Annotated in this window: 19 protein-coding genes; 11 read left to right on the top strand and 8 right to left on the bottom strand. The window is 61.1% G+C overall.

Features of this window, described 5'->3' with window-relative positions:
- Positions 1 to 3 precede the first annotated feature (3 nt).
- From DYL59_RS11275 to DYL59_RS11255, 5 genes are all read left to right on the top strand, one after another.
- Positions 4 to 981, top strand: coding sequence for an asparaginase (locus tag DYL59_RS11275; protein ID WP_135289259.1), 978 nt, complete (start codon positions 4 to 6; stop codon positions 979 to 981).
- Positions 982 to 1,088: 107 nt separating this feature from the next.
- Complete coding sequence (locus DYL59_RS11270; RefSeq protein ID WP_135289258.1) at positions 1,089 to 5,690, top strand: dermonecrotic toxin domain-containing protein; 4,602 nt, start codon at positions 1,089 to 1,091, stop codon at positions 5,688 to 5,690.
- Positions 5,691 to 5,742: 52 nt separating this feature from the next.
- Positions 5,743 to 6,759: an AraC family transcriptional regulator gene (locus DYL59_RS11265; protein ID WP_135289257.1), complete on the top strand. Its 1,017-nt coding sequence runs from the start codon at positions 5,743 to 5,745 to the stop codon at positions 6,757 to 6,759.
- A gap of 142 nt (positions 6,760 to 6,901) precedes the next feature.
- Positions 6,902 to 7,942, top strand: a complete 1,041-nt coding sequence (locus DYL59_RS11260; RefSeq protein ID WP_135289256.1) for a histone deacetylase family protein — start codon at positions 6,902 to 6,904, stop codon at positions 7,940 to 7,942.
- Positions 7,939 to 9,030 (top strand): polyamine ABC transporter substrate-binding protein, encoded by a 1,092-nt coding sequence (locus DYL59_RS11255; RefSeq protein WP_135289255.1) that lies wholly within the window; start codon positions 7,939 to 7,941, stop codon positions 9,028 to 9,030. Before DYL59_RS11260 ends, DYL59_RS11255 begins: the two co-directional genes overlap by 4 nt.
- Here DYL59_RS11255 and pdxR read toward each other — a convergent pair whose 3' ends face one another.
- Positions 9,031 to 10,569, bottom strand: coding sequence for a MocR-like pyridoxine biosynthesis transcription factor PdxR (pdxR, locus tag DYL59_RS11250; protein ID WP_135289254.1), 1,539 nt, complete (start codon positions 10,567 to 10,569; stop codon positions 9,031 to 9,033). It lies immediately after the preceding gene.
- Between the two features lie 87 nt (positions 10,570 to 10,656).
- Between pdxR and DYL59_RS11245 the strand changes: the two genes are divergently transcribed.
- From DYL59_RS11245 to DYL59_RS11235, 3 genes are read left to right on the top strand one after another with little or no spacing between them, the layout of a single operon-like run.
- Positions 10,657 to 11,295, top strand: coding sequence for an FMN-binding negative transcriptional regulator (locus DYL59_RS11245; RefSeq protein ID WP_135289253.1), 639 nt, complete (start codon positions 10,657 to 10,659; stop codon positions 11,293 to 11,295).
- Positions 11,292 to 11,738 carry a GNAT family N-acetyltransferase gene (locus tag DYL59_RS11240; RefSeq protein ID WP_135289252.1) on the top strand — a complete coding sequence of 149 codons (447 nt, stop codon included), beginning with the start codon at positions 11,292 to 11,294 and terminating at the stop codon, positions 11,736 to 11,738. Before DYL59_RS11245 ends, DYL59_RS11240 begins: the two co-directional genes overlap by 4 nt.
- Positions 11,739 to 11,748: 10 nt before the next feature.
- Entirely contained in the window at positions 11,749 to 12,432 is a 684-nt protein-coding gene (locus DYL59_RS11235; RefSeq protein ID WP_135289251.1) for a GNAT family N-acetyltransferase, read from the top strand.
- Positions 12,433 to 12,523: 91 nt separating this feature from the next.
- On the opposite strand, the gene DYL59_RS11230 is transcribed toward DYL59_RS11235, so the two are convergent.
- Together DYL59_RS11230 and DYL59_RS11225 are read right to left on the bottom strand one after the other, a co-directional pair.
- The gene (locus DYL59_RS11230) at positions 12,524 to 12,802 is read right to left on the bottom strand and encodes a helix-turn-helix domain-containing protein (protein WP_135289250.1); all 279 of its coding nucleotides are present in this window, start codon (positions 12,800 to 12,802) and stop codon (positions 12,524 to 12,526) included.
- Positions 12,799 to 14,124 carry a type II toxin-antitoxin system HipA family toxin gene (locus tag DYL59_RS11225; protein ID WP_135289249.1) on the bottom strand — a complete coding sequence of 442 codons (1,326 nt, stop codon included), beginning with the start codon at positions 14,122 to 14,124 and terminating at the stop codon, positions 12,799 to 12,801. The genes DYL59_RS11230 and DYL59_RS11225 overlap by 4 nt, the downstream gene beginning before the upstream one ends.
- Positions 14,125 to 14,391: 267 nt before the next feature.
- On the opposite strand from DYL59_RS11225, the gene DYL59_RS11220 reads away from it, so the two are divergent.
- Together DYL59_RS11220 and DYL59_RS11215 are read left to right on the top strand one after the other, a co-directional pair.
- Positions 14,392 to 15,666: an autotransporter outer membrane beta-barrel domain-containing protein gene (locus tag DYL59_RS11220; protein ID WP_135289248.1), complete on the top strand. Its 1,275-nt coding sequence runs from the start codon at positions 14,392 to 14,394 to the stop codon at positions 15,664 to 15,666.
- 110 nt (positions 15,667 to 15,776) lie between these two features.
- Entirely contained in the window at positions 15,777 to 16,886 is a 1,110-nt protein-coding gene (locus tag DYL59_RS11215; protein WP_135289247.1) for a hypothetical protein, read from the top strand.
- 75 nt (positions 16,887 to 16,961) lie between these two features.
- On the opposite strand, the gene oadA is transcribed toward DYL59_RS11215, so the two are convergent.
- Positions 16,962 to 18,770: a sodium-extruding oxaloacetate decarboxylase subunit alpha gene (gene oadA / locus DYL59_RS11210; RefSeq protein WP_135289246.1), complete on the bottom strand. Its 1,809-nt coding sequence runs from the start codon at positions 18,768 to 18,770 to the stop codon at positions 16,962 to 16,964.
- Positions 18,771 to 18,781: 11 nt separating this feature from the next.
- Positions 18,782 to 20,197, bottom strand: a complete 1,416-nt coding sequence (locus DYL59_RS11205; RefSeq protein WP_010565910.1) for an acetyl-CoA carboxylase biotin carboxylase subunit — start codon at positions 20,195 to 20,197, stop codon at positions 18,782 to 18,784.
- Between the two features lie 196 nt (positions 20,198 to 20,393).
- On the opposite strand from DYL59_RS11205, the gene DYL59_RS11200 reads away from it, so the two are divergent.
- Positions 20,394 to 21,368 (top strand): LysR family transcriptional regulator, encoded by a 975-nt coding sequence (locus DYL59_RS11200; RefSeq protein WP_135289245.1) that lies wholly within the window; start codon positions 20,394 to 20,396, stop codon positions 21,366 to 21,368.
- Here DYL59_RS11200 and DYL59_RS11195 read toward each other — a convergent pair.
- The 3 genes from DYL59_RS11195 to DYL59_RS11185 form a co-directional block, all read right to left on the bottom strand.
- Positions 21,298 to 21,495 (bottom strand): PA3496 family putative envelope integrity protein, encoded by a 198-nt coding sequence (locus tag DYL59_RS11195; protein WP_081609292.1) that lies wholly within the window; start codon positions 21,493 to 21,495, stop codon positions 21,298 to 21,300. The two genes, DYL59_RS11200 and DYL59_RS11195, sit on opposite strands and share 71 nt — an antisense overlap.
- A gap of 220 nt (positions 21,496 to 21,715) precedes the next feature.
- Positions 21,716 to 22,582 carry a transcriptional regulator HexR gene (gene hexR / locus DYL59_RS11190; RefSeq protein ID WP_017739023.1) on the bottom strand — a complete coding sequence of 289 codons (867 nt, stop codon included), beginning with the start codon at positions 22,580 to 22,582 and terminating at the stop codon, positions 21,716 to 21,718.
- A 161-nt stretch (positions 22,583 to 22,743) separates the two neighbouring features.
- Positions 22,744 to 23,549 (bottom strand): putative bifunctional diguanylate cyclase/phosphodiesterase (locus DYL59_RS11185; protein ID WP_135289244.1); only part of this gene is annotated, 806 nt, incomplete at its 5' end.

The raw sequence follows: 23,549 nt of genomic DNA, 5'->3' as shown, positions 1-23,549 counted from the left end.
TCAATGTCAGCATCCAACAACGTGATGGTGCTCTACACCGGCGGCACCATCGGCATGCAGGCCAGCGCCAACGGCCTGGCCCCGGCATCCGGCTTTGAAGCCCGCATGCGTGAACAGCTGGCCGACCAGGTGCTGCCCGCCTGGCAATTCCAGGAAATGAGCCCGCTGATCGATAGCGCCAACATGACCCCCGCCTACTGGCAGCGCCTGCGCACGGCGGTGGTCGACGCCGTGGACCACGGTTGCGATGGCGTGCTGATCCTGCACGGCACCGACACCCTGGCCTACAGCGCGGCGGCCATGAGCTTTCAACTACTGGGCCTGCCGGCGCCGGTGGTGTTCACCGGCTCCATGCTGCCCGCGGGCGTGCCGGACAGCGACGCCTGGGAAAACGTCAGCGGTGCACTGCAAGCATTGAGTCAGGGCCTGGCGCCGGGTGTGCATCTGCATTTCCACGGTGCGCTGATGGCCCCGACCCGCTGCGCGAAGATCCGCAGCTTCGGCCGCAACCCGTTCGCCGCACTTAACCGTCAAGGTGGCGCGGCCCGTGTCGAGTCCATTCCCCCGGCCTTGGACTATCGCCAGCCCAAAGCCCTGGCCAGCGTCGGCGTGCTGCCGCTGGTGCCGGGCATTGGTGCCGCACAGTTGGACGCAATCATTGCCAGCGGCATCCAGGCGCTGATCCTCGAATGTTTTGGCAGTGGCACAGGCCCCAGCGACAATCCAGACTTTCTCGCCAGCCTTCAGCAAGCGCAGCACAAAGGCGTGGTGGTGGTTGCGATCACCCAATGCCATGAAGGCGGTGTGGAGCTGGACGTGTACGAAGCCGGCAGCCGTTTGCGCGGTGTGGGTGTGCTGTCCGGCGGCGGCATGACCCGCGAAGCGGCGTTCGGCAAGCTCAACGCGCTGCTCGGTGCCGGGCTCGACACCCAGCAAGTACGCCGCCTGGTGGAGCTGGACCTGTGCGGCGAACTGCGCTGAATACCGGCCTTACATAAGCACCACCGCGCCTGTCCTGACGCTGTCTAGCATGGCAACACCCCAGGTTTTCCTGGGGTCGTCGCCATCTTTCGCCGCCAGGACGCGCCATGACCTCCTCTTCTACCACCGAACCCCACCAAAGCCTCACCGCCACGCTGATCGCGCAAATGTCCACCGGCCCCGCGTTTCGCGAAGTGGCCGCCACGTTGCTGAGTGAACAGTTGCAGGCCCTGTATCCCACGCTGGACATCGACCCGAACACCGTCGTGGTGGGCACTCCGCTCTGGGACATTGTCGACGACCAGGTGGTCCCCGCCGGCCGTCATTACCAGGTGCTCACCGATATCCTCGCCGTGCAGTCCGTACTGGCCGTACCGACGCTGTATATCGAGGGCGAGCATTTTCTGGCCCAGTTACCGATCATTGAGCCGGCGGTGCACTTGCCGGTGCGCATCCTCGACATTGCCAGCCTGCTGAACACCCTGGCGCCGGTGATGCTGCGCGGTTATCAGCAGACCCAACTGAACTACTGGAACGCCATCGAGGGCGACAGCGGCCCGCGCTGGCACAGCCTATCGACCGTCTTGCGCGATTTATGGAACGTAGAACGCGTTGCCGGCTGGACCGCCGACGATTGCCGGATGGCACGCCAGCTGGTTCGTACGCCGGACGCTGCGCTGCGCACCCTCGCTGAACCGCTGTCCGTGCGCGCCTATGTAGTCGATATCGACAGCATCGACGATGCCGGCACTGTCACTCATCTGGATGAAAACCTGATCAGTGTGCTGATCGGCAAACCCAATGGCCAGGAGGTGATCCTGACCCATTCGCTGATCTCTGGCTTCAAGAAGTACAGCACCCTGGAGCAACTGGGCCAGGACCTGCCACTGCCGGGGCCGCAGAAAAAGCTGCAATGGCGTCTGGTCGAGCCCGATGGGGATTATTTCGATTACCTGGCAGGCGCCTTGATCGGCATCCAGATCAAGGCGATTGGCGCCATCGACTTTTCTGACCTGCGCAAGCCGAACGCCTCGCAGCACAGCCTGGCAGAGCCGCCAACACCTCGCGCCAAACGCAATGCACCGGCGTTGCACCACTATGTCCAGGCCCTCCCCGATTGGCTGACCAACGCCTCGGCGTCGGACCAGGACGCGTATTCGCGTCACCTCAAGGACCTGGCAAATCTGCACATCGCCAATGAGGGCCGTACCTACGACGAAGGCATCAGCCCTCTGCAGCAATACACCCTTGAACGGCTCAAGGCAGAAATGCTCAAGGACCATCCCGACGCCAACCCACAGTGGCTGGAGGACATCGATATCGTGGTCCGCAGCCCCGTCGTCTGGGGCACATTCGCAGTACCGGGGCAAATCGAGACCACGGTGTTCAGCCTGACGGAGCTGGCCCTGCAAAACCTGATTGCCTTGCCGCTGGGCATCAAGTCGATGCGCCTGCACAACCCTCACGAGCTGCCTGACTGGCTGACCGTCGAGTACCTGGAGGGCCTGGTCAACCGCGTAGACGTCGGCAGCGCCTACCCGAAATTGGTCCGGCAAACGCTGCTGGATAACCCTCAAGAGGCCACACGCCGTCGCTTGCTCTTCGCCCAGCACCTGCGCATTCAGCTACCGCTGCTGGCGTTGCAGTGCAAGATCCGCGACGAAGGCGGCATTGATGAACAAGGCTATGCCTACGTGAAGGCCTTGATGCACGCCAATACAACTGAGCGCCAGGTTCGGGGCCAGCGCATTGTGATACAACCGTTGGCGTTTGTGCCGACCCGTCGGCGGGACAGTGCGCCGGACAAGGTCACCAATATGTTTGTGATCGGCCCGGAAGACCCGACCGCCGGCCCCTGCCTGCTCTACCGGCCGCTGCTGGATAAGCCGCTGTCTCAGTTTCCTTCCCACAGCAATCTGCTTTACGCCTTGCAACAATCCAGAAGCCTGCGCGAATCAGTGTTGGCGTGGCTGCCAGATGACGTGCGTGATGATTATGCCCACTACGTATTTCCCGGCGACCTGCCATCGCCTTGGGCGGCGGTCGAGTTCCTGGCGGACCCGTTCAAGTCATGGATCATGTGCGGCCCGCTGCTGCTAGGCCAGGCTGCCATCGAGGGCGAGCTATTGAGTGAGTTGTACAACGCCAATGCCAATGCCCTGGTGACCCTGGCCGACCGCCAGTCAGTGTCCAACGCCGAGGCGCGCTGGGCCACGTTCAAGCGCGCCGGCTGGCTGGTCTTCAATAGTGCACTGCCATTTCTGGGGCGCACTGTCGGTATCGCGGCCTGGATCTGGCAAATCATGGATCAGTTGCAAAACGTGGTCGATGCACAGGAGCATCCCGAGCAGCAGTCCACCTGGGCCGCACTTGCCGACCTTCTGCTCAACCTGGGCACAGCCCTCACCCTGCATAGCGTCACCCGCAGTGCGCCACGCCGGAACACACAAACCCAGCACCTGCCCCCCCAACTGCCGCCACCACTCCCAGCCCCCGTGAGCATGACCAAACTGGCATCGGTTGCCTCGGACGCGCTGATCGGCCATGACCAGCCTTTGCACATCAGCGGCGCGATCAACCGCACGCCCCTGCGACTGGCAACCGTGCTGGACAGCTTCAAGGTCACCAAGCCCGACGCACTGGGAGAGGCCAACAACCACGCCGGGGCCCATCACTACCTGTATCCCAGCGGGCAGGACTGGTACGCACCGGTAGGACAGCGCTGGTTCAAGGTGCTGGTGGACGAGAACGATGACGTGTTGATCGTCGACCCTCTGCGCGCTGAACGCACCGGCCCGCTGTTGATTCACAATAGCCGTGGCCAATGGTTTATCGATACGCGCCTGCGGTTGCGGGGTGGCGGTCCCAAGCTTATGACCGCAAAGGCGCGGTTGCTGGCCAAGCAAAAAGCCCAGCAACTGCGCGAACGGCTAGAAACGTTCGAGAGCGGTAAAAAAACCGCGCAAAACGAGCTGCAGCAAGCCCGTCAGGCTTTGGACGCCGGGCCTTCCAGCTCGACCGACACCCTGAGGAACACCTATATCCATACCCTGGAAACCCAGCGTACGGAATTCGAGTCGGCGCTGCAGATGCTCAAGGAAATGAATGTCCATGAACCCAGCGCGGAATATGCACCCAAGGCCCTCAGCTACATCAAGGCCCAGGCCAAACTGACCCAGGCGGCACTCAGCGAGATCCTCTCGCGCTTCACACCCAAGTGGCGCACGGTGCACGAGCAGATGCAACGCCAGGTCGATTCCCCACAGGAGCGCCATATCGAGGACTTTCGCGAAATGCGTGAGCTGGCCGGCAAGCTGCTGGTTCAGTTGGAATACATGCACGGTCGTTTTCGGGAACTCAAGGGCCTGGCCAGGGATGGGGCATTGCTGCTCAGTACCCTGAAAGGTTCAATGCCGGTCTATACGACCGACGACCTCAAGGCGATCCGCGTGTCGCTCAACCGCAACCTGTGCCTGCCGGAAGGCACTCTCGCCTCGGCACCAAGCGCCTGGACCGCGATTGACCATATCGTCGATTCAGCCGACATTGCGATCCAATGCCTGCGCGATACGCTGGAGGAGCGCAGCGACCGGCGCCTCGACGAACGCATCGACAGCCTGAGCAGCCTGGTCGAGCAGTTTCAATTGCTGGACGAGCGCCTGGAGGACTTCCCCGTGGAATTCTCCGAACAAGCCATCACCGATCAGTTGCTTGAGCTACGCCGCGAACTGACCGAATTCAAGCACCGCGCCACTAGCAATCTCGGCGTGCTGAGCGTCGAAAGAACTGCAATCAGAAGCCGCCCCACCCCACCCTCGACTCCGCCACGGCCCAAGAAACAATTTATTCACACCCGCTACAGCGGCTTGCTGATTGGCGAGCCGCGCTTGAGCGAACTGGGCCTGGAAACCGGACTGGTGGATATTCGCTCACCCTTGACCCATCGGGTGCTGGCCACCTACCACGAGAAAACCAAGGGCGTGTGGGTGGTACGTGATCGTACTCCGCCCCCCTCCGCAGAGCCGGTGGCGGCGGACGTGCAGCTCAGCGTCAATGAAGGCCAGGCTTTGCTCGATGGCTTGCCGGCGTTTCTCGGCCGTGCCCGCACCCACGCCAACCTGGCCGATCGGGCACCCTTCGGCATTGAGTACTTGTACCACCAGCATGCCCGACGGCTTGAGCTGGCACGCCTGGCGATTGAACGTGCGTTGACGCAGGGCAACATTACCGAAAGCGACACCTTGTCTGCCCCCGCCAGCGCCGTGACCAAAGCCCTCGATACCGCCCTGGCCGACCTCTACCAACAGAGCAACCAATTGGTGCAGCGAACACTCAAGCTGCGCCCACCCACTGTGACCGGGGTGGAGTGGCTCAAGCGCCACAATGTAATCACCATCAAAAAAACGGTCGCCCGTCGTCGGATAAAATCCGTAAAGCTCGACTATCTGGACGAGTACACCATCAGCGACCGCGTGACCCAGGAAGTGCTGTGGTACGCGCACTTTCACTACAGCACCCACTGGACACCGGACAAAGCCTACGTCTGCGGCCGTCTGAAAACCCCGACGGAGTACAGCCTGGGCGCCGCCGCCGACAGCCCCAAGGGCCTGAGCCCTGCGCAAACCGTCGACTTCTACCGCAGCGAGATCAGCCTGGAACAAGCGCGGGCGCTGTTTTTCGAGCGACCCAAATCCGAGTCAGGCCATTGAGGGTCGGCATGCAACTTGCTGCTTGCAGGCCACACCCTGCACAGGCTTGCCCATGCTTCACTCACACCTGACCACCCTCAATGCCGTGTCCCTGGTGCTGTCCACCTTCAGCGCTCAGGGCCTGGCGAGCGATGTTCTGCTGGCCGGCAGCGGCATTGGGCTGGCCGATCTGCGTCATGCCGACACACGCATCACCACCTGCCAGGAGATGCGGGTGTGCGCCAATGCCGTGGCCTTGCGCCAGGACATCGGCCTGGATTTAGGCCAGCGCATGCATGTATCGAGCTATGGCTTGCTGGGCTATGCGCTGCTCACCAGTGCCACCTTAGGTGACGCTTTGCGCCTGGCGCTGCGCTACCCGGCGCTGTTGGGAACACTTTTCGAGCTCAGCCTGGTGGATGACGGCCGGCAGGTCTGGCTGACCGCTGGGGATTATCGGGAAGATCCGGCGCTGGCGGCGTTCAACATCGAGTTTTGCCTGGTGTCGCTCAAAGTGATCTGCGATGACCTGCTCGGCCGCGCGCTGCCCCTGGTTGAGGCGCGCTTTGACTACCCTGCGCCGGATTATCACCCTCGCTATGCCGAGCGCTTTGGCTGCCCGCTGCGGTTTGACGCGCCCGCCAATGGCTTTGCCTTCGACCGGGCGTGGCTTGAACAGCCCCTGCCCCTGGCGGACGCCATCACCCACCGCGCCATGGCCGAACGCTGCCGCAAACAGAACTCCGAGTTCACCGGGCGCCAGGCCTGGCTCAATCGCGTGCGCCAGCTTTTGGCCGAGCAACTGCACGCCGCCCCTGGCCTGGAGGGCTTGGCGGCGCAGTTGAAGTGTTCTGCGCGCACCCTGCGCCGACACTTGCAGGCCCTGGGGTGCAGTTATCAGCAACTGCTCGATGACCTGCGCTTCGAGCAGGCCAAGCAGTGGCTGGCTCAGGATCAGCTGCCGATTTACAGGATCGCCGAACAATTGGGCTTCAGCGAAACCGCCAGCTTCCGTCATGCGTTCGTACGCTGGAGCGGGGTGGCGCCCAATCAGTATCGAAATTGGCGGTGCACTCAGCGGCCAGCCTGACGTACATCCGATAGTGCAAGTGGGCCAATTATGGTCACAGGCAGTGGCCATATTTATCCCCTTCTGGCCGCTCCTGCCGTTCTCATGCTGGGCGCTGAACGCAACACTGCAAGGCACAACAATGAGCCTGCGGGGAGCCCCCATGCTGACGATCTATTCCGACGACCACCACCTGCACCACGGACGCTGCGAACTGATGGACGGGCAACTGATGCCCTGCTTTGAAATGCCCTCGCGTGCCGACCATGTGCTGCAACGGGTCAAGGACCGCGACCTGGGCCCGGTGCAGGCGCCGCAGGACTTTGGCCTGGCACCGCTACAACGCATCCACAGCCGCGCCTACCTGGACTTTTTCAAGGGCGCCTGGGACCGCTGGACCGAATACGGCCAGGAGGGTGACCTGCTGCCTTACACCTGGCCCGCCCGCACCCTTCGCCGCGTATTGCCCACCAGCCTGCATGGCCAGTTGGGTTACTACAGCTTCGACGGCGGCGCCCCCATTACCGCCGGGACCTGGCAAGCGGCCTATAGCGCCGCGCAAGTCGCACTCACCGCGCAACAGGCGATCCAGCAGGGCGCCCGCAGTGCCTTCGCCTTGTGCCGGCCACCAGGGCATCACGCTGCCAGCGACTTGATGGGCGGTTATTGCTACCTCAACAATGCGGCCATCGCGGCTCAGGCGTTTCTCGACCAGGGCCACCAGAAAGTCGCGATCATCGACGTGGACTACCACCACGGCAACGGCACCCAATCGATTTTCTATGAGCGCAGTGACGTGCTGTTCACCTCGATCCACGGTCACCCGGAGGCGGAGTTTCCGTTCTTCCTCGGGTATGCCGATGAGCTGGGCGACGGCGCAGGCGAAGGCTTCAACTTCAATTACCCGCTGCCGGCCGGTTCGGGTTGGGCTCAGTGGAGCACAGCCTTGGAAGAGGCCTGCCGGGAAACCGAACGCTACGACGCCGACATCATCGTGGTGTCCCTGGGCGTGGACACCTTCAAGGACGACCCGATCTCCCAGTTCAAACTCGACAGCCCGGACTACCTGGCCATGGGCCAACGCCTCGCACGCCTGGGCAAGCCCACGCTGTTCGTGATGGAGGGCGGCTACGCAGTAGAAGAAATCGGCATCAACGCCGTCAACGTGCTCGAAGGTTTCGAACAACAAGGAGCCACCCGATGAAGCTGCTCACCTCCCTCGCCCTGAGCACCGCCGTACTAAGCGGCGCGGCCCAGGCCGAAGAAAAACCCCTCAAGGTCTACAACTGGTTCGATTACATCACCCCCAAGGCGCTGGACGATTTCAAAGCCCAGAACCCGAAGATCAAGCTGGTGTACGACATCTTCGACACCAACGAAGCCCTGGAAGCCAAGCTGCTCACCGGCAACTCCGGCTATGACGTGGTGGTGCCGTCCAACGTGTTCCTGGCCAAGCAGATCGAAGCCGGGGTGTTCCAACCCCTGGACCGCAGCCAGTTGCCCAACTGGAACCACCTGGACCCCAAGCTGATGAAGCTGATCGAAGCCAACGACCCCGGCAACAAATTCGCCGTGCCCTACATGTACGGCACCATCCTGATCGGCTTCAACCCGGACAAGGTCAAGGCTGTGCTGGGGCCGAACGCGCCCGTGGACAGTTGGGACCTGATCTTCAAGCAAGAGAACATCAGCAAGCTCAAGCAATGCGGCGTGGCCCTGCTCGATTCACCCTCGGAGATCCTGCCCCTGGCCTTGCAGCACCTGGGCCTGGACCCCAACAGCAGCAACCCCAAGGACTACGTCAAGGCTGAGGCGCTGCTGATGAAGATCCGCCCGTACATCACCTACTTCCACTCGTCCAAGTACATGGCCGATATCGCCAATGGTGACATCTGCGTGGCCGTGGGCTACTCGGGCAGCTTCTCCCAGGCCGCCAACCGTGCCAAGGACGCCAAGAACGGCGTGACCGTGGATATGCGCTTGCCCAAGGAAGGCGCGCCGATCTGGTTCGATATGCTGGCCATCCCCAAAGGCGCGCAGAACCCGCAGGACGCCTACACCTTCATCAACTACCTGCTGCAACCCCAGGTGATCGCCCCCATCAGCGATTTTGTCGGCTACCCCAACCCGAACAAGGATGCGACCGAGCAAGTGGACCCATCGATTCGCAACAACCCCAACCTGTACCCGACCGAGGCGGCCATGGCCACGCTCTACACCTTGAAACCGTTGGCGCGTGACGCCGAACGAGCCAGGACGCGGGCCTGGACCAAGATCAAATCGGGTACCTGATCAGCCTTGCCAGGCCTGGCGCAACCGCGCCAGTGCCGCGGCAATACCGGCTTCGGGCACGGCGGCAAACCCCAGTACCAGACCCGCACGCTGGTCCACAGGCGTAGTGGATTGCGCCAGCCAGTAGCTGCTCAAACCGTTGATTTCGACACCCGCACCATGGGCCTGTGCCAACAGTTGCTGCTCACACGCCAGGCTGTCCACGCGCACGGTCATGTGCAGCCCTGCCGTGACGCCGGGTAATTCGCCAACGCCCGGTAACCCCTTGGGCCAGCCGGCCAGCAGCGCGTTGCGCCGGCTCAAGGCGGCACGCCGCATACGCCGGATGTGGCGCTGGAAGTGCCCGGCGGCCATGAACTCGGCCATCACCGCCTGGGTACTGACTTCGGAGTGGCGCATGTCCACGGCACGGCGCCGAGAAAAGGCATCAACCAGGCCCGGCGGCAACACCAGGTAGCCCAAGCGCAACGCGGGAAAGGCCACCTTGCCGAAGGTGCCGACGTAGAGCACCCGGCCGCCCCGGTCCAGCGCCGCCAGAGGCGACAGGGGCGCGCCGCTGTAGCGGTACTCGCCATCGTAGTCGTCCTCGATGATCCAGCCGCCCGTGCGCTCGGCCCAGGCCAGCAGTTCCAGGCGTCGCGCCAGGCTCATCACCACCCCCAACGGGTATTGATGGGAGGGCGTGACATAGGCCACGCGGCAGTCATCCAGGGTGTTGAGCACTTGGCAATCGATGCCCTCGCCGTCCACCGGCACGCCGTGCAATTTCCCACCGGCCAGGGCGAACGCATGACCGGCCGCACGATAACCAGGGTTTTCCACCGCCACCCCGTCGCCAGGCTCCACCAGTAGCTGTGCACAAAGGCTAATGGCTTGCTGTGCGCCACTGGTGATCACAATTTGCTCAGCCGTGCATTGCATGCCGCGGGAGCTGCGCAGATAAGCCGCGATCAAGCCGCGTAACCGGCCATCGCCCGCCGGGTCGCCGTAACACAGTTGCTCCAGGTCCGGCTTGCGCCAAAACGCCCCGTTCAGCTTGGCCCACACGTCGAATGGGAACAGATCGAAGGCGGGCACGCCCACGCGAAATGCCCGTGGCGGCCCCGCTGGGGGAAGGGACAGGTGGTGAGTATTTATCAGTGCCAAGCCGCTGCTGTGGATAACTTCATTGTCCAAATCTTCCGGAAAACTTGCCCATTTTGTGGATAAGGCTGGGGGTAACCCTGTTGAAAACCCTGTGGATACTTTTGTGGATAGTTTTTTTGCCGCCGGCAGCTGGGCCACGTAAGTGCCATCACCGACCCGGCTTTCGATAAAACCCTCCGCGTAGAGTTGATCGTAGGCACGCACCACACTGTTGCGCGAGATCGACAACGCCGCTGCCAAGTCACGGGTGGCGGGCAATCGCGTGCCGCTCACCAGCCGTCCGTCGAGCACCCGCTGGCGCAGGGCTTCATAGAGCTGGCGAGTCAGGCCCTGACGACGATCCAGTTCAATACCGGCAGGGTTGAAGGACAACGGCGGTGTGATGGGCGACATATTGGACCTATGAAATGGGTGCCAGATGGCTCTTTAAACGAGCCATTAGCCTGCCTAGGATGCAAGCATTCGCCAAGGAAAACTTCCATGTACACGCCCCGCGCCTTTGCCCTCGATGACGTGCCCGAACTGCATCACCTGATCCAGCACACCCGTCTGGCGCAGTTGGTGACCTTCGGCGAACAAGGCCTGCTGGCCAGCCACCTGCCAATGCTGCTCAACCCCGACGAGGGCCTGAATGGCACGCTTTATGGGCATTTGGCCAAAGCCAATCCACAGTGGCGCGACCTGCAAAATGGCAGCGAAGCCCTGGTGATCTTTGCCGGTGCCGAGGCCTACGTGAGTCCGGCGTTTTACCCGTCCAAGGCCGAGCACGGCAAAGTAGTGCCCACCTGGAATTACCTGGCCGTGCATGCCTACGGCACCGCTGAGGTATTCACCGATGCCGAGCGTTTGCTCACGCTGGTCAGCGCCCTCACCGACCGTCATGAAGGCAGCCGCCCACAGCCGTGGAAAGTCAGCGACGCCCCGGCCGACTACATGGACAGCATGCTCAAGGCCATCGTCGGCTTTGCTCTGCCGATGGCGCGCCTGATCGGCAAGCGCAAGCTCAGCCAGAACCGTAGCCCGGCGGATATCGCCGGTGTTCGCGAAGGCCTGGCCGCCAGCAGCGACGCGGGCGACCAGACCCTCGCCCGCTTTATTCCCCAAGGAGTTGCAGAATGAGCCAGATCGATATCCGCCAAGTCACCGCCGCCGACCACGCTGCCTGGTTGCCGTTGTGGCAAGCGTATTTGAAGTTCTATGAAACCGAACTGCCGGATGCCGTCAGCCAAAGCACCTGGCAGCGGCTGATCGATGCCAGCGAGCCGACCCATTCGGCGTTGGCCTGGCAGGATGGCAAAGCGGTGGGGATGGTCAATTTCATCTACCACCGCTCCAACTGGAGCATTGAAAACGCTTGCTACCTGCAGGACCTGCTGGTCGACCCGGCCCAACGCGGCACCGGTGTGGGCCGCAAGCTGATCGAGTTCGTCTACGCCACCGCCAAGGCCGATGGCTGTGCCAAGGTGCATTGGCTGACCCACGAAACCAACGCCACAGCGATCCAACTCTACGAACGCATCGCCGAACGCCCTGGCTTCATCCAATTTCGCAAAGGTCTTTAAGGAGCACAGCATGTCCACTTCCCTCGCCGACTGGAAAGGCGTCCCGGCGCCAACGGTTCAATTGCTTGAAGGGCAGTTTATCCGCCTGGAAAAACTCGACCCGGCGCGCCACGGCGGCGACCTGTTCCAGGCGCTCGAAGGCCCCGGCGCCGACCCCAAGTTGTGGGATTACCTCCCTTATGGCCCGTTCCCCGAGCGCAGCGTGTTCAATGACTGGCTGAACAACCACGCAGCCCACAACGACCCGTACTTTTTCAGCGTGATCGACCGCGTGACCGGCCGCGCGCAAGGGATTCTCAGTTTGATGTCCATCGTCCCGGCCCAGGGCCGCATAGAGATCGGCCACGTCACCTTCGGTGCGCCGATGCAACGTTCGCCAAAAAGCACTGAAGCGGTGTACTTGCTGGCCAAATATGCATTTGATCAGGGCTACCGTCGGCTGGAGTGGAAGTGCAACAACGGCAACGCCCGCTCCAAATATGCGGCCGAGCGCCTGGGCTTCAGTTTCGAGGGCGTGTTCCGCCAGCACATGGTGGTCAAGGGGCAGAACCGGGACACCGCGTGGTATTCGATCATCGACTCGGAATGGGCGGCGATTGGGGCGGGGTTTGAACAGTGGTTGTCGCAAGGAAACCAGACGGACTCAGGCCAACTGAAAACCTTGGCAGAGTGCCGACGCCCAAACCACACATAACCCCCTGTGGGTGTGGGCTGCCCCTGATACCAGCCATCCAGGAAGTCATAAACAGTCAACTGTGGCCGACCGCAGTTGACGGGGATTAGGGCTAGGCGTATTTGCGCTGCAACTTGACCACGCCCATTTGCATGCCGAACGGTCGAAACACGGCATTCAGGGATTTAAGAGTCTGGTTACCCTCACCATGCTCGATATGCACCAAGGTGCGCACAGATATCTTGCACATTCTGGCGAACTGGCTTTGGTGCAGGCCCGTCACTTCGGTACGCAGACGGCGCACTGCTTCACCGATGGGCAGCGTACCGTCGGCCAGGGCAGCCTGGATGCTGTCGATCAGTTGGGTACGCTCTTGAATGCTCAAGCTCATTTCAATCCCCATTCTTGCAGGCGTTGCGGTAGATTTTTCAAGCTGATGCCAGGGTGGTTCATCGTCATAGAAGGCAGGCCGTTGTCGCTGAGAATGTCGGGCAGGGCCAAGAGCCGCTGCGCGTCGTCCCGCAGGCCTTCAAACAGTGTTTGGCTGTCGACCAAGTCACCCAGCAAATGGCACACCCCCAACCAATCCACCTCGCCTGCCCGCTCAAACTCCCTGGGCCATTTGGTGGTGCGCGTGATCCCTTCGTCATCCATCACCATGGGCGCCAGGTCGTAGATCGGGGCCAGATGCAAAGCATTGGGGTGGCGAATGATCGAGGTGTTGCGACCGTGGTTATCCGAATTACCCAGGATCTTGTTCAGTAGATCCCGCTTGAGGTACTCCGCTACCAGAGCTGGCACCTCCAGGCATTGCCCCGCCTGCCTCCATAACCCCACTAGCTGCTCGACCACCTCACGATGCCCCATGGCGCTGCCCGGCACTGTCACGCCAGCCATCGAGTAGATGGATTCCACCGCATAGCGTTCGACGCCTTGAGGGCCCACATGCCGATCGAAACGTTGCATCCACAGGCTGGGTTTGTTTGCCTCCTCCAACGCCAAACCTTGTGCTGCGACTGTCTCTATACCCAAGGCCTGCAAGGCTCTGTAGTAGTGGTATTCGCTACGCAGGATGTCTTGGTCACGCGGCATGCCTTTGTTGCGCGCAAATTTGACGAACCAATGCTGTCGGACCTGCGCGTCGTCCAGCACTGCGTCCGGGTACAACTCGCCGTGGTGGTTTTCTGCCAGCAGCAGTTTTGGCGCTTCACCTCCCGCCCCCGTGGCACCGCCAATAGCCGCGCCCTGTTCGTATGCATATTCCAGGAATCGATTATCCCGCTGGATCACTTCCTGGCGTGCAAACCCCATGGGTGGGCGACTGTCCAACATCGCAACCGATTCTTTGATCCGCATATGACCGATAGGGGCAGGTGCACTGCGCATCAGGAGAAACAGCTCTGCACTGATGTCGTCCGGTTTGTCTCGCCCCATATGTGCCATCAGAAAACGCTTGGCGGCGCCCGACGGGGCGATGTCATGAAGGAACGCAGGAGCACCCTGGGTTCGATAACTGTCCCATTGCAAAGGAAACCTCACGCTCACGGCATTGGCGAAGGGCGTGGCGATTTGGTCGAGGTGATCCACCAAGTAGTGTTGGTCATAGCCAAAACTGCAACGGCTTGCAAAACCCTTATCCGGGGCGTCAAACGTCAGTTCAAACGCGTCATGCCATTTGCTTTCGGCGTAGATCTGCACTGTCAGGTTGAGCATGGGTACACCTGCAATTTAATGCGTTATAAAATCATAACACCGTGAGATAAAAGCAATATAGTGCACATATGATGCCTGCATACCTTGATATCTGCATTTAAATACACATTACATAGATATCAGCAGTCGTAAACGCAATAAAATGCACATGTATTCTGCCGCATTCCAATACAGATAACTCCTGCAAACAACCCTCCCTTGGCCTGACAGTTAACCCCACGCGCCCTCGCTAAATTCCCGGCTTCATTTATCAGAGGCCGGGACTTCATGCCCTTTCCATTCAAGCAACTCGTACGTGCCATCACCCTTGTCGGGGGCGTTGCCAGCGCACAACTCACCCAAGCGCAGCAGGGCTCGCCTTTTCAGTTCTCGATGGAGCTGCCCTCCTACAGCTACGGGCGATATGAACCCATAGTCAAAGGCGCCCCTATCGATGGCTACCTGTATAACAAGGCCACTACGCCTAACGGAAGGCAGGTCGCCAAGGTGCTGGAGCCGGCATTGAGTCGCCTGCTGGAGTCCGGCGGACTGACGTCCGAGCAGATCAAAACGCTGGAAAAATTTGCTGACCAACTGGCCCAGGCACCCGGCGGGATGGGCGCGGCCCTCGAACAATTGGCCGGCAGCCAAAACGCCAACCTAGCCGGTGCCACGCAAAACACCACGCAACACATCGGCAACCAATTGCTGTCCACCCTGCGTACGTTGCCCGACGATGACCATGGCCACTTCTGGGTGCAAAACCTGGGCAATGATGGCACCCAGAGTGGCAGCACTGGCTTGAAATACGGCACCCAAGGCCTGTTGCTGGGCGCAGACTGGGCACTGGGCCACAACTGGCGCGCCGGGGTAATGGGCGCGAAAACCACCACCAAGCTGGACGCCCACCGCTTTGCCGGTGAGCTCGACAGCTGGCATCTGGGCGGTTACGCCGTGCGTCAGGACGGCCCGCTGGCGCTGCGCCTGGGGGCGATCTACAGCAACCATGGCGGGCAGAACAAACGTAATGTCGAGCTGTTCGACTACAAGGAGCAACTCAGGGGCAAGTACAGCGCTCAGAGCCAGACCCTGTTCTCTGAACTGGGCTACCAATGGGGCAATGATGCATTCAGCGTCGAACCCTTCGCTGGCCTCGGCTACCAGCGCTATCAACGTGACAGCTTCAAGGAACAAGGCGGCCTGACAGCGTTGAACGTCGGTCCGCAAACCCAGCAGAACCTGAGCAGCACCTTTGGGGTACGCCTGGCCACCGTGTACCACTTCAATAACCGCATGAGTGTCTCGCCCCACTTGAGCACAGGCTGGAAGCATCTTTACGCAGACGTCGACAGCCGGGTTCGCCAGTCTTTTCGCTATAGCCCGGTAAGCGTCAATGACTTCACCGTCAACGGTACTGCTCTGGACCGCAACAGCCTCAATTGGCGAGCGGGCGTAGACCTTGAGTTGTTGCCCCTCCACACCGTCGGTCTGACCTACAGCGGCGACAGCGGTACCCGCAGCAGTAACCAAGGCTTGATGGGAGAGTGGCGGATGAGGTTTTAACCTCCGCAAACTGACGCCATTTCCTGCGTAAATCTGGTGGCAGCTCTGACAGTCACCACTCACAAGCGCCCGCTACATTTCGGCCTCCTACATACGTGAGGCCGGAAACCATGTCGTCGATCCCGTTCTACACTCCCTCCCCTGCTACCCAGACCTCCACTCCAACGCCTGAAAAGCACCTCTCCCAAACCAGCCATAAACCGGGCGCTGGGCAAAATGTCGCCGAAGACTTACGGGCCGCCGTCAACGGTGATACCCAACACCGACTCAATAACACCTACAGCGCCAGCTCCAGCAAACTTGCCAGTGGCAAGGAATATAACGCCGACAATCTCGCCAGAATAATTGCCACGCCTACCCGTTCAACCGAGCCTTTTGTCTCCCTGCGCGCGGTGGAACTCAACCTCCCAAAAGGCAAAATAAGGGAGGGTACCGAGAACGGGTTAAGCAGTAGCGGTATACACCCGACCTGGTTGGAAAATCACGGCAGCCTCATCGGCCTGAACGGAGCCGGGGTTAAATTGGGCGGTAATCAACACGACGAAGTCGACAACGCAGGCCTCATCAAAGGAACAACCGTCGCTCTAGACATGGGCGGTGGGAACGACAAATTGATGGTGCGCAGCGGTTCGCGTATTGAAGGCTTGGTGGACGGCGGTGAAGGTATCAACGGCGCCTACCTGGATGATCACGCAGGGGGCACTTTCAATGGCGCCAGCCGGATGAACCTATGGGTAGCCAAAGGCGAATGGGCCCTCACCGGTCCGATAACGAACAGCACGATGAACCAGGTGTATAGCGGTGCAACGCTGATCAACCAAAGCAGCATCAGCGGCAAGACAACGGTGGAGCGAGGTGCCATCTATTCCGGCGGCACGGCGGACCAACTCGACGTCGCGGGCACACTGCGAATGGGGCCCGCCACCCGAATCGACAAAGACCTGATCATGCGGGCGGGTTCAACCTTGGCCTTCACGGCGGGGGCCGATGGAACCGTGAGCGTTGGCAACACTGCCAACTTGGGTGGCGCTACGCTGAGCATTCAGGTGCCCGATGAACACCATCTGCCCTCACGCCCCGTGCGCCTGCTCAATGCCGAGCGGATTGAAGGCCAATTCGCCAACGTCACCAGCAACCTGAAAAACCTGATCCCAGTGCTCACCTACAAATCCCACGACGTGTTCGTCACCTTCAAACCCAAGGAGCCCACCCCCGCCTGACCGCCAAACTCCAGGCAAAAAAAAGGGGAGCACCTGCCCCCCCGAGGATTAAGCGGTAGTGTCGAAGGCTAGGGATCAGCCTTCGATTTCAATCAGGATTTCGCCAGGGTTGACCCGGTCGCCCTTGGCCACATGAACGGCAGTCACCTTGCCGGCAATCGCTGCCTGCACTTCGGTTTCCATCTTCATGGCTTCGGTGATCAGCACGGCCTGGCCGGCCTTGACCACGTCGCCTTCCTTGACCAGTACGTCGACGATATTGCCCGGCATCGCCGTGCTGACATGACCCGGCTCGGTGGCGTGCTTGCGTTTGCTGCCGCCGGCGCTGACGAATTCGTTGAGCGGCTCGAACACCACTTCTTCCGGCATGCCGTCGATGGACAGGTAGAAGTGACGCTTGCCTTCGGCCTTCACGCCGACACCGGTGATGTCCACGCGGTAGCTTTCGCCGTGCACGTCGATGACGAACTCGGTCGGCACGCCCTCGCCACCGGCACGGGCCACACCGCCCGCTTCAGGAATCGGCAACAGCACTTCCGGCGCCAGGGTGCCGGCGTCGCGCTCTTCGAGGAACTTGCGGCCAATGTCCGGGAACATGGCGTAGGTCAGCACGTCTTCTTCCGACTTGGCCAACGCGCCGATTTCGCCGCGCAGCTTGGTCATTTCCGGCTTGAGCAGATCGGCCGGGCGCACGTCGATCACTTCTTCGCTGCCGATGGCCTGGCGACGCAGCTTCTCGTTCACCGTGCCCGGCGCCTTGCCGTAGCCGCCTTGCAGGTAAAGCTTCACTTCGTTGGTGATGGTCTTGTAGCGCTCGCCGGCCAGCACGTTGAAGAACGCCTGGGTGCCGACGATCTGCGAAGTCGGCGTCACCAGCGGCGGGAAGCCCAGGTCTTCACGCACACGCGGGATTTCGGCCAGCACTTCACTCATGCGGTTGAGGGCGCCCTGCTCCTTCAACTGGTTGGCCAGGTTGGAGATCATCCCGCCCGGTACCTGGTTGACTTGCACACGGGTATCGACGGCGGTGAATTCGCTTTCGAACTGGTGATACTTCTTACGCACGGCGTAGAAATACAGACCGATCTCTTGCAGCAGCTCCAGGCTCAAGCCGGTGTCGAACTCGCTGCCTTTAAGGGCCGCAACCATCGACTCGGTGCCGGGGTGGCTGGTGCCCCAGGCGAAGCTGGAGATGGCGGTGTCGATGTGGTCGGCACCGTTTTCGATGGCCTTGAGTTGGCACATCGCGGCCAGGCCTGCGGTGTCGTGGGAGTGGATGAAAACTGGCAGGCTCTGCTCGGCCTTGAGCGCCTTGACCAGCTCACCGGTGGCAAACGGAGTCAGCAGGCCAGCCATGTCCTTGATCGCGATGGAGTCGCAACCCATGGATTCCAGCTGCTTGGCCTGGGCCACGAACGCTTCGACGGTGTGCACCGGGCTGGTGGTGTAGGCGATGGTGCCCTGGGCGTGTTTGCCCGCAGCTTTCACCGCTTCGATGGCCACGCGCAGGTTACGCACGTCGTTCATCGCGTCGAAGATACGGAACACGTCGATGCCATTCACGGCGGCCTTGGCGACGAAAGCTTTGACCACGTCATCGCTGTAGTGACGGTAGCCCAGCAGGTTCTGGCCGCGCAGCAGCATTTGCAGGCGGGTGTTGGGCAATGCGGCGCGCAGTTTGCGCAGGCGCTCCCACGGGTCTTCTTTCAAAAAGCGCACGCATGCATCAAAGGTGGCGCCGCCCCAGACTTCCAGGGACCAGTAGCCGACTTTGTCGAGCTTGTCGCAGATCGGCAGCATGTCGTCAGTGCGCATACGGGTGGCGAGCAGCGATTGATGAGCGTCGCGCAGGATGGTGTCGGTAACGAAGATTTTTTTAGACATTGGAATATTCCTCACAGGCCTGCGTGGGCGGCGATGGCGGCGGCGATGGCCAGGGCCAGCTCTTCGGGTTTGCGCTTGATCGAGTAGTTGGTCAGCTCAGGATGGCTTTCCACAAAGCTTGTATTGAACTGGCCGCTGCGGAATTCCGGGTTGCGCAGGATTTCTTGGTAATAAGCGGCGGTGGTCTTCACACCCTGCAGGCGCATGTCGTCCAGGGCACGCAGGCCGCGGTCCATGGCTTCTTCCCAGGTCAACGCCCACACCACCAGTTTCAGGCACATGGAGTCGTAGAACGGCGGGATGGTATAGCCGGTATAGATCGCCGTGTCGGTACGCACGCCGGGACCGCCGGGGGCGTAGTAACGGGTGATCTTGCCGAAGCTGGGCAGGAAGTTGTTCTTCGGGTCTTCGGCGTTGATACGGAACTGCAACGCGAAACCACGGTGCTGGATGTCTTCCTGTTTCACCGACAGCGGCAGGCCGGAGGCGATGCGGATCTGCTCGCGAACGATGTCGATCCCGGTGATTTCCTCGGTGATGGTGTGCTCCACCTGCACCCGGGTGTTCATCTCCATGAAGTACACCTCGCCCTCGGCGAGCAGGAACTCCACGGTACCGGCGTTCTCATAACCCACGGCCTTGGCGGCACGCACCGACAGGTCACCGATGTAGGCGCGCTGCTCTGGCGTCAATTGCGGGCTTGGGGCGATTTCGATGAGCTTCTGGTTGCGGCGCTGGATCGAGCAATCGCGCTCGAACAGGTGCACCACGTTGCCAAAACTGTCACCGAGGATCTGGGCCTCGATGTGCTTGGGATTGACGATGCATTTTTCCAGGAACACTTCCGCCGAACCGAACGCCTTGGTGGCCTCGGAGATAACGCGGGGGAAGGCTTGTTCAAGTTCTTCACGGCTGTTGCAACGACGGATACCGCGACCGCCACCACCGGAGGTGGCCTTGAGCATCACCGGGTAACCAATGCGGTCGCCTTCGGTGAGCGCCTCGGCGATGTCGGCGACGTTGCCTTCGGTGCCGGGGGTAACCGGTACGCCAGCCTTGATCATGCTGCGGCGCGCTTCGGTCTTGTCGCCCATGCGGCGGATCACTTCAGCGGCCGGGCCGATGAATTTGATCCCACGTTCGGCACAGATGTCGGCCAGTTCAGCGTTTTCCGACAGGAAGCCATAGCCGGGATGCAGGGCATCACAACCGGTTTCCACCGCCAGGTTCACCAGCTTGCGCGGGTTCAGGTAACCGGCCAGGGGCTCGGCACCAATGCTGTGGGCCTCGTCGGCACGTTTGACGTGCAACGCGTGGCGGTCGGCGTCGGAGTAGACCGCGACCGAGCGAATGCCCATCTCGGCGCAGGCACGCACGATTCGTACGGCAATTTCACCACGGTTGGCGATCAGGATCTTTTTTATCACTTGGAAATTCCCTTGAGCCGATTGCTGCGTTCTTCGACCCGCTAGACCCGGGTCGGCGCGTGACCAAATGTTTCATGACAGTCGCGAGACACACACTATGCGCAGCGCAGGATTAACAAAAATCAATAATTATTGGGTCGTGTATAAGTAAAGACTTATAGTTGGCCGGACGGCCCCAGGCGAAAGGACGGTAAAAGTGCGTAAATCATTGATGCGTATGACATTGCGTCAATTGCAGATCTTCAATGAAGTGTGCGATTTGCGCTCCTATAGCCGCGCTGCCGAGGAAATGTCCCTCACACAACCGGCCGTAAGCCTGCAGATTCGTCAGCTTGAAGAGCTGATCGGCCAGCCGCTGTTCGATTATGTCGGCAAAAAGCTCTACATGACCGAAGCAGCAGAAGCCTTGCAACGGGCCAGCCGGGATATTTTCGGGCGCCTGGAAAACCTCGATATGCAGCTGTCGGACATGCAGGGTTCATTGCAGGGCCAGTTGAAGTTGGCCATCGAGTCGAGCGCCAAGTACTTCGTGCCGCACCTGTTTGCCGCCTTCAAGCGCCAGCATCCCGAGGTGCAGTTGCAGCTTACGGTGGTCAACCGTGCCCAGGTGATTCGCAGGCTGTCGGACAACCGCGACGACCTGGTGATCATGTCCATGGTGCCCCAGGACATGGGCCTGGAATTCTTGCCATTCCTCAATAACCCCATTGTGGCTGTGGCGCCGTTCGATCATCCCTTGAGCCTGCAAGGCCCGCTGCGCCTGCAAGACCTGGAGCCGTACACGCTGCTGCTGCGCGAACCGGGGTCGGGCACGCGGCTGGCCTGCGAGGAGTACTTCAAGGAAAAACGCGTGCACTTCACCCAAACGGTGGAAGTGGCCTCGGCCGAGGCCCAGCGTGAATGTGTATGCGCGGGATTGGGCGTGGCCCTGCTGACACGCCACGCGGTCAACATGGAGCTGGCCACCGGCGGGCTCAAGGAGCTGCCGGTGGAAGAACTGCCGCTGTACCGCAGTTGGTGCCTGGTGCAGGCCAAGGCCAAGCGCCTGTCACCGGTGGCCCATGCGTTCCTGGGCTTTATCCGCAGCGAGCGGGCGCAGATCAGCGTGCTGGCTGAGCGTTTCGCTGGGCAGCCACGGGTGCCTGCCAATGGAGCTCCGGGTAGTCACTGATGCTCTGGAGCAATTGGCGCTCCTCACAGCGGTCTTCGATTGCGCGACGGAACGCCATGCGGCGCTGGTCTTCCTGCTGGCGGCGGGTTTTTACGGCGCTGTTGCTGTCTTCGTAGGGACGGGCCATTTCGAGTCTCCCAAGGCGAGTACGGGAGTTCAGGATGGGCTTGGGGAGTTACGGTTTGGCGGCGCGGGGATGACAGGACGATGAATATTCCGGATCTGCAGGCGACCCAAATGTGGGAGCGGGCTTGCTCGCGAAGGCGGTGGATCAGTTAAAACATCTTTGACTGATACACCGCTTTCGCGAGCAAGCCCGCTCCCACAGGGGGCCGCGTGCATTTCAATCAGTCGTCGAGGGCTTTGACCGATTTGGGCGACAGCCGCAGGCTGCGCAAGCTGCGCTTCACGCTCTTGAGGTGGTTGACCAGGCTTGGCCCACGCGCCATGGCCACGCCCATCGCCAACACGTCGATCACCACCAGGTGAGCGATGCGCGACGTCAGCGGCGTGTAGATCTCGGTGTCTTCATGCACATCGATCGCCAGGTTGACCGTGGACAGTTCCGCCAACGGCGTCTGGCTCGGGCACAGGGTAATCAGGGTGGCGCCGCTTTCACGCACCAGATTGGCGGTGATCAGCAGGTCTTTGGAGCGCCCCGACTGGGAAATGCAGATCGCTACGTCGGTGGGCTTCAAGGTTACCGCCGACATGGCCTGCATGTGCGGGTCGCTGTAGGCCGCTGCAGTGAGCAACAGTCGGAAGAATTTGTGTTGTGCGTCGGCGGCCACTGCACCCGAGGCGCCGAAGCCATAGAACTCGACGCGCTGGGCCTGGGACATGGCCGTCACGGCCTTTTGCAGTTCAATGGGGTCGAGCTTCTCGCGCACCTCCATGAGGGTGTGCAAGGTGGTGTCGAAGATTTTGAGGCTGTAGTCGGCGACGGAGTCGTCTTCATGGATCGCGAACTGCCCGAAGCTTGCACCGGCCGCCAGGCTCTGGGCTAGCTTGAGTTTCAAGTCCTGGAACCCGGAGCAACCAATGGCGCGGCAAAAACGCACGATGGTCGGCTCGCTGATACCCACGCTGTGGGCCAGGTCAGCCATGGAACTGTGCATCACGGCCGCAGGGTCAAGCAGCACGTGATCGGCAACCTTGAGTTCCGATTTGCGTAACAGGTGGCGCGACTGGGCGATATGTTGCAACAGGTTCAAAGGGCAGGACTCTTGTTATGGGCAGGGCCAGGGATGTAGCAAGCTTGTAGTTATACTACAAGAATTGCCGTTTTGCCCGTCCGACGCGTCACTAAATCGCCCTGTTGCCCTCTGAATCTAAGGGCGCAGGCTTTGTAGCCACAGGGGCGCCCTGGCCTACCCTAAGGAAAATCTGCATTTTTCCGTAACAAATCTGCCAAGCCTTCGGCCTGCATCGGCCGACTGATCAAGTAGCCCTGCACCTCGTCGCAGCGTTCAACGCGCAGGAAATCCAGTTGCTGCTGATCTTCCACACCCTCGGCCACTACTTTCAGCGCCAAGCCATGGGCCATGGCGATGATGGCCCGGGTGATCGCGGCGTCTTCACGCCCCTGGCCAAGCCCGCGGATAAAGGTCTGGTCGATCTTCACGTAGTCCACCGGGATGCGCTTTAGGTAGCTCAGGGATGAATAGCCAGTGCCAAAGTCGTCGATGGCCAGCTTCACACCCAAGTCCCGCAGTTGCTGGAAGGTGGCGATGATGTGCTCGACGCTGTCGAGCAACTGGCTTTCGGTCAGTTCCAGTTCCAGGTACTGCGGGTCCAGGCCTGTCTCCTCCAGCACCTGGCGCACCAGGCTGACCAGCTTGCCCTGGCGCAGTTGGTGCACGGACAGGTTCACCGACACCCGAATCGGCGCCAACCCCTGGCGCTGCCATTCACACGCCTGCCAGCAGGCCTGACGCAGCACGAACTCGCCCAGGGGCACGATCAGGCCAGTCTCTTCGGCCAGGCCGATAAAGTCCGACGGCGGCACCATGCCCCACTGCGGATGCTCCCAGCGGATGAGCGCCTCGGCGGCATTGAGCTTGCCAGTGGCCAGGCACAGCTTGGGTTGGTAGAACACCGTGAGCTGGCGCTCTTCGATGGCCTTGCGCAGGTGGTTTTCCAGCTGCAAACGCTCCAGGGTGCTGGCTTGCAGGCTGTCGG

It is taken from the genome of Pseudomonas kairouanensis (genome assembly GCF_004682055.1).
GTDB classification, from domain to species: domain Bacteria; phylum Pseudomonadota; class Gammaproteobacteria; order Pseudomonadales; family Pseudomonadaceae; genus Aquipseudomonas; species Aquipseudomonas kairouanensis.
This window is presented reverse-complemented; position numbering and strand designations above follow the sequence as displayed.